The organism is Streptomyces sp. NPDC050164 (assembly GCF_044459945.1).
Classification (GTDB): Bacteria; Actinomycetota; Actinomycetes; order Streptomycetales; family Streptomycetaceae; genus Streptomyces; species Streptomyces coeruleorubidus_A.
Genome location: NZ_JBITJK010000006.1, coordinates 323,549 through 329,692 on the forward strand (window position 1 = coordinate 323,549; position 6,144 = coordinate 329,692).

Sequence of the window (6,144 nt, forward strand, 5' to 3'; positions counted from 1 at the left end):
CACACTGCAAGGGGAGACAACGCGCTCATGAGCGATGTTCTGGAGCTTCAGGACGTATCCGTGGTCCGCGAGGGCCGGGCTCTGGTGGACCAGGTCTCCTGGTCGGTCAAGGAGGGCGAGCGCTGGGTCATCCTGGGCCCGAACGGCGCCGGCAAGACCACCCTCCTCAACCTCGCTTCCACCTACCTCTTCCCCAGTTCGGGCACCGCCGCCATCCTCGGCGAGACCCTCGGCAAGCCCGGCACCGACGTCTTCGAGCTGCGCCCGCGCATCGGCATGGCCGGCATCGCCATGGCCGACAAGCTCCCCAAGCGCCAGACGGTCCTGGAGACGGTGCTGACCGCCGCCTACGGCATGACCGCCACCTGGCACGAGGACTACGAGGAGATCGACGAACAGCGCGCCCGCGCCTTCCTCGACCGCCTCGGCATGAGCGAGTACCTGGAGCGCAAGTTCGGCACGCTCTCCGAGGGCGAGCGCAAGCGCACCCTCATCGCCCGCGCCCTGATGACCGACCCCGAGCTGCTGCTCCTCGACGAGCCCGCCGCCGGCCTCGACCTCGGCGGCCGCGAGGACCTCGTCCGCCGCCTCGGCCGGCTCGCCCGTGACCCGATCGCCCCCTCGATGCTCATGGTCACCCACCACGTCGAGGAGATCCCCCCGGGCTTCACACACGTCCTCATGATCCGCCAGGGCAAGGTCCTCGCCGCCGGCCCGCTGGAGCTCGAACTCACCTCCCGCAACCTCTCCCTCTGCTTCGGCCTCCCACTCGTCGTCGAACAGGCGGGCGAGCGCTGGACGGCACAGGGCCTCCCGCTGTCCTGACCCGGCCCCTCGCCCCACAAATCCCAAAGTAAGAACGGCATTTCACACGCTGGGCGCCCTGTCGGCGACAGGGCCGTCGGACCTACCATGACCATGTGGAAATCGACGCATGGCTGTGGTGGCTGATCGGCGCGACAGCGCTCGGCATCGCGCTCGTGGTCACCGCGATGCCCGAACTCGGCATGCTCGCGGTGGGCGCCATCGGAGCCGCGGTGGTCAGCGGCGTCTTCGGCGGCGGAGCCGTCGCCCAGGTCGTCGTCTTCGCCGTCATCTCGAGCGCGGGCATCGCCGTCGTACGGCCCATCGCGAACCGACATCGCGCCCAGCGACCGCAACTCGCCACCGGTGTCGACGCGTTGAAGGGCAGACAAGCCGTCGTCCTGGAACGTGTCGACGCCTCCGGCGGCCGCATCAAGCTGGCCGGAGAGGTCTGGTCGGCCCGCGCCCTCGACACCGACCGCGCTTACGAAGTGGGCCAGGAAGTGGACGTCGTGGACATCGAGGGAGCCACTGCGATCGTCATGTGACCTCGCAGGACGTAACTGGAGTGAACTCCTCGCCAGTTACGCGACGGTCTGACAGACTCGACCAGCAAGATCTTCGACAACCATAAGATCTGCCGAGGTCGCCGAGGCGGAGAAGGGTACGGGGAACGACGATGGAACCGGTCATCATCGTCCTGATCATTCTGGTGGTGTTGGTCTTCATCGCCCTGATCAAGACGATCCAAGTCATCCCACAGGCCAGCGCGGCCATCGTCGAGCGCTTCGGCCGCTACACGCGGACGCTGAACGCCGGCCTCAACATCGTCGTCCCGTTCATCGACACCATCCGCAACCGCATCGACCTGCGCGAACAGGTCGTGCCCTTCCCGCCGCAGCCGGTGATCACCCAGGACAACCTGGTGGTCAACATCGACACGGTCATCTACTACCAGGTGACCGACGCCCGCGCCGCGACGTACGAAGTCGCCAGCTACATCCAGGCGATCGAGCAGCTCACGGTCACCACGCTGCGCAACATCATCGGTGGCATGGACCTGGAGCGGACTCTGACCTCCCGCGAGGAGATCAACGCGGCCCTGCGCGGCGTCCTCGACGAGGCCACCGGCAAGTGGGGCATCCGCGTCAACCGCGTCGAACTCAAGGCGATCGAGCCGCCCACCTCCATCCAGGACTCGATGGAGAAGCAGATGCGCGCCGACCGCGACAAGCGCGCCGCCATCCTCCAGGCCGAAGGTGTCCGGCAGTCCGAGATCCTGCGCGCCGAAGGTGAGAAGCAGTCCCAGATCCTGCGCGCCGAAGGTGAGGCCAAGGCGGCCGCACTGCGCGCCGAGGGCGAGGCCCAGGCCGTCCGTACGGTCTTCGAGGCCATCCACGCCGGCGACCCGGACCAGAAGCTCCTCTCCTACCAGTACCTCCAGATGCTCCCCAAGATCGCCGAAGGCGACGCCAACAAGCTCTGGATCGTGCCCAGCGAGATCGGCGACGCCCTCAAGGGCCTGTCGGGCGCCATGGGCAACTTCGGCGGCATGGGCGGCGGTTCCGGCGGCAACTCAGGCGCGTCCGGAGGAGTCCCGGTCCAGGAACGCCGCGAGAAGCCGTCCATCGACTGACCCGATAGGCATGAAGGGGGCCCGCTTCCCAAGGAAGCGGGCCCCCTTCATGCGACAGCCAGGCTAGGCCGCAGGCTGGGCCAGCCACTCCGGCAGCGCGTCGAAGTCGTCCTGCCCCAGCGCCAGCAGCATCGCGTCCGCCGGAGTCGGCTCGAACGGCTGCCGCAGCAGTGGCATCCCCGCCTCCTCCGGAGTCCGGTTCGCCTTACGGTGATTGTCCTGCGCACAGGATGCCACCGTGTTCAACCACGTGTCCTGACCCCCCTGCGACCGCGGCACCACGTGGTCGACGGTCGTCGCCCGCCTCCCGCAGTACGCGCACCGGTGCCGGTCCCGGACCAGCACACCCCGCCTCGACCACGGCGCTCGTCTTCGGAAGGGCACCCGTACGTACTGGCAGAGCCTGATCACACGGGGCGCCGGTATGTCGACCGCGGCTCCCCGCATCCGCAGTTCGGGGTGGGCCTGCTCGACGACGGCCTTGTCCTGAAGCACCAGAACGACGGCTCGGTTCAGCGTCACCGTCGACAGCGGCTCGAAGCTCGCGTTGAGTACCAGCGTGTCCCGCATACCAGCCCACCTCCCGTGTGCACCGGCCCACCCCCTGGCGGGCTGGGATCAACTCTGGCCGGGCACGCCGAGATGGACAACGCAATATCTGCTGCTCCCACGGGGGGGGTGACCCCCGCGACCCCCGGCAACAAAAATGCCCGCTCCTGATCAATTCCAAGACCAGGAGCGGGCAAACGTTCCGTGAACGCTGGGATCGCCGGGCGGCTCACTCAGCTTTCGGCGGGCACCTCGTACTCACCGATCAGCTGGGCCCGCCCGATCGTGTGGAACCGCAGGTTGAAGCCCACCACGGCCGGCGAAGCCTCCGCGTCCGGACCGAGCTTCTCCTGGTCCACGGCGTACACCGTGAACACGTACCGGTGCGGCCCGTCCCCGGGCGGCGGCGCGGCCCCGCCGAACTCCTTGCCGCCGTAGTCGTTACGAGCGTGGACCGCACCCTCGGGCAGACCCTCGAACTTGCCGCTGCCCGCGCCCGCCGGCAGCTCGGTCACCGACGCCGGGATGTCGAACAGCACCCAGTGCCAGAACCCGCTGCCCGTCGGGGCATCGGGGTCGTAGCAGGTCACGGCGAAGCTCTTGGTCTCGGGCGGGAAGCCCTCCCACCGCAGCTGCGGCGAGGTGTTGCCGGCCGCGTGGACCTGAGCGTCCTCGAGCGTCGCCCCCTCCTGGACGTCCTCGCTCGTCACCGTGAACGACGGCACGGGCGGATGGAAGTCGTGGGGGAGCGGCCGCCGCTTGAGCTCGGTCACCTCGGTACCTCCTGATCGGTTCTTGCAGTTGATCCCGAGCCTAGGCCCTCTCCTAGAACCAGTTGCGCTTGCTGCCGACCTCGGAGAGCCACTGGTTGATGTACGCCGTCCAGTCGGTCCCCTGGTAGTCGTTGAGCCCCACCTGGAACGAGCGGAAGGTGTCGCTGCCCTCGCTGAACAGACCCGGCTTCTTGTCCATCTCGAGCACCACGTCCATGGCGTGCTCGTCGGCCACGAAGCTCAGCTCGACCTGGTTCAGCCCCCGGTACTGCTGCGGCGGGTAGAACTCGATCTCCTGGTAGAACGGCAGCTTCTGCCGCGTACCCCGGATGACACCGCGCTCCATGTCAGCGTTCTTGAACCGGAAGCCCAGCTGGATGAACGCGTCCAGGATCGCCTTCTGCGCCGGCAGCGGGTGCACGTTGATCGGATCCAGGTCACCGGAGTCCACCGCCCGCGCGATCTCCAGCTCCGTGGAGACCCCGATGTGCATCGAGCGCAGCTCCTGCCCGTCGATCGTCGTGATCGGCGTCTCCCACGGGATCTCCAGCCCGAACTGCACCGCGTGCACCGCGTTCGCCTGAAGCTCGAACGCCCCGCCCAGCCGGGACTTGGTGAATTCGATGTCCTGCTTGTACTCCTGGTCGCCGCTCTCCACCTCGACCTTGGCCTGGAGCCCGACCGAGAGCCCCTCGATCTGCTGGTTCACGGACCCGCCCTGAATCCGCACCTCACCCTGGACGACACCGCCCGGCACGACGTTGACCTCGTGCAGCACCGTCTCGACGGAAGCCCCGCCGGCCCCCAGGCTCGCGAGCAGCTTCTTGAACGCCATGTCTCTCCCTCTCGCCCACTACGGGTGGATCCTTGATCCGTACAAACGCGATCCGGCCGTGGCCGGTTCCACGCCCTCACCCTGGCAAGGCCGGTGCCCTGAGGCCACCCCGCCGCACCACCCGTCTCCAGTACCCTCGGAGGGCATGATCGCGACCCCCGACCGTACGCCCCTGCCCAGGGAGTTCTTCGACCGGCCCGTCCTCGATGTCGCCCCCGACCTCCTCGGCCGCATCCTGGTACGCACCACCCCGGACGGTCCGATCGCCCTCCGCCTGACGGAGGTCGAGGCCTACGACGGTGCCGACGACCCCGGCTCCCACGCCTATCGCGGCCGCACGGCCCGCAACGACGTGATGTTCGGTCCCCCCGGGCACGTCTACGTCTACTTCACGTACGGCATGTGGTTCTGCATGAACCTGGTGTGCGGCCCCGAGGGCAAGGCGAGCGCGGTCCTGCTCCGCGCCGGCGAGATCATCGAGGGCGCCGAGCTGGCCCGCACCCGTCGACTCTCGGCCCGCAACGACAAGGAACTGGCCAAAGGCCCAGCCCGCCTGGCCACGGCTCTGGGCGTGGACCGCTCCCTGGAGGGCACGGACGCCTGCACCGCCGACGCCACACCCTTGAAGGTCCTTGCGGGCACGCCCGTACCCCGTGACCAGGTACGCAATGGTCCACGCACCGGAGTCGCGGGCGACGGGGGCAACGGCGACATCCACCCCTGGCGCTTCTGGATCGCCAACGACCCGACGGTGAGCCCCTATCGGGCCCATGTCCCGAGGCGCCGCCGAAGTTGACGCGTCCCCGCAAGATGCGTAATGTAGCCCGAGCCGCTTGACCCGGGTACGGCATTCGCCAGCAGCCGGAAGCGGCCAACCCACTACCTAGCTAATCCCTCAAGCAGGGGCGAATTCGGCGTGCCCGCATGCCTGAATTTCGGCGCCGACCGACTCGATTATGAGTTGGACGGTGAATCGGCTAACGTAGTGAATGTCGAAAGGCCGACGAGCGAAAGCCGAGGCCGCCCGGCAAATCCCGCCGACAGAGAATCGGATCGAGAAAAAGATCTGATAGAGTCGGAAACGCAAGACCGAAGGGAAGCGCCCGGAGGAAAGCCCGAGAGGGTGAGTACAAAGGAAGCGACCGTTCCTTGAGAACTCAACAGCGTGCCAAAAGTCAACGCCAGATATGTTGATACCCCGTCTCCAGCATCAGCTGGGACGAGGTTCCTTTGAAAAAACACAGCGAGGACGCTGTGTGCGAGAGGATTATTCCTCCTCTCGCACCGCTCTCGTGGTGTTGCACCGGATTACCGGTACACATTCACGGAGAGTTTGATCCTGGCTCAGGACGAACGCTGGCGGCGTGCTTAACACATGCAAGTCGAACGATGAACCACTTCGGTGGGGATTAGTGGCGAACGGGTGAGTAACACGTGGGCAATCTGCCCTGCACTCTGGGACAAGCCCTGGAAACGGGGTCTAATACCGGATACTGATCATCTTGGGCATCCAAGGTGTTCGAAAGCTCCGGCGGTGCAGGATGAGC

The 6,144-nt window shown here is 67.0% G+C and carries 7 protein-coding genes and 1 rRNA gene; 5 read left to right on the forward strand and 3 right to left on the reverse strand.

All coding sequences use genetic code 11. The features are described from left to right. The first annotated feature begins 27 nt into the window (after positions 1 to 27). The 3 genes from ACIBNA_RS13205 to ACIBNA_RS13215 all read left to right on the forward strand — a co-directional run bounded on the left by ACIBNA_RS13205 (position 28) and on the right by ACIBNA_RS13215 (position 2,440). Entirely contained in the window at positions 28 to 825 is a 798-nt protein-coding gene (locus ACIBNA_RS13205; RefSeq protein ID WP_359190863.1) for an ABC transporter ATP-binding protein, read from the forward strand. Positions 826 to 920: 95 nt separating this feature from the next. Beyond that, positions 921 to 1,352 carry an NfeD family protein gene (locus ACIBNA_RS13210; RefSeq protein ID WP_399165300.1) on the forward strand — a complete coding sequence of 144 codons (432 nt, stop codon included), beginning with the start codon at positions 921 to 923 and terminating at the stop codon, positions 1,350 to 1,352. Between the two features lie 131 nt (positions 1,353 to 1,483). Further along, on the forward strand, positions 1,484 to 2,440 hold the full coding sequence (locus tag ACIBNA_RS13215; protein WP_399165301.1) for an SPFH domain-containing protein: 957 nt from the start codon (positions 1,484 to 1,486) through the stop codon (positions 2,438 to 2,440). A gap of 63 nt (positions 2,441 to 2,503) precedes the next feature. Here the strand turns inward: ACIBNA_RS13215 and ACIBNA_RS13220 are convergent, their stop codons facing one another. The 3 genes from ACIBNA_RS13220 to ACIBNA_RS13230 form a co-directional block, all read right to left on the reverse strand. Continuing rightward, a complete protein-coding gene (locus tag ACIBNA_RS13220; RefSeq protein WP_010037688.1) occupies positions 2,504 to 3,010 on the reverse strand; it encodes an HNH endonuclease in 507 nt (168 codons plus the stop codon). A gap of 212 nt (positions 3,011 to 3,222) precedes the next feature. After that, positions 3,223 to 3,762 (reverse strand): YbhB/YbcL family Raf kinase inhibitor-like protein, encoded by a 540-nt coding sequence (locus ACIBNA_RS13225; protein ID WP_399165302.1) that lies wholly within the window; start codon positions 3,760 to 3,762, stop codon positions 3,223 to 3,225. 52 nt (positions 3,763 to 3,814) lie between these two features. After that, positions 3,815 to 4,597, reverse strand: coding sequence for a sporulation protein (locus ACIBNA_RS13230; protein WP_274815303.1), 783 nt, complete (start codon positions 4,595 to 4,597; stop codon positions 3,815 to 3,817). A gap of 145 nt (positions 4,598 to 4,742) precedes the next feature. Between ACIBNA_RS13230 and ACIBNA_RS13235 the strand changes: the two genes are divergently transcribed. Both ACIBNA_RS13235 and ACIBNA_RS13240 read left to right on the forward strand, forming a co-directional pair. Then, the gene (locus tag ACIBNA_RS13235) at positions 4,743 to 5,393 is read left to right on the forward strand and encodes a DNA-3-methyladenine glycosylase (protein ID WP_399165303.1); all 651 of its coding nucleotides are present in this window, start codon (positions 4,743 to 4,745) and stop codon (positions 5,391 to 5,393) included. A gap of 525 nt (positions 5,394 to 5,918) precedes the next feature. Then, a 16S ribosomal RNA gene (locus ACIBNA_RS13240) occupies positions 5,919 to 6,144 on the forward strand; the annotation flags it as partial.

Bases quoted from the DNA above. Each gene is read 5' to 3' on its own strand.
- ACIBNA_RS13205 (WP_359190863.1), top strand. From the start codon at position 28: ATGAGCGATGTTCTGGAGCTTCAGGACGTATCCGTGGTCCGCGAGGGC.
- ACIBNA_RS13215 (WP_399165301.1), top strand. From the start codon at position 1,484: ATGGAACCGGTCATCATCGTCCTGATCATTCTGGTGGTGTTGGTCTTC.
- ACIBNA_RS13220 (WP_010037688.1), bottom strand. From the start codon at position 3,010: ATGCGGGACACGCTGGTACTCAACGCGAGCTTCGAGCCGCTGTCGACG.
- ACIBNA_RS13230 (WP_274815303.1), bottom strand. From the start codon at position 4,597: ATGGCGTTCAAGAAGCTGCTCGCGAGCCTGGGGGCCGGCGGGGCTTCC.
- ACIBNA_RS13235 (WP_399165303.1), top strand. From the start codon at position 4,743: ATGATCGCGACCCCCGACCGTACGCCCCTGCCCAGGGAGTTCTTCGAC.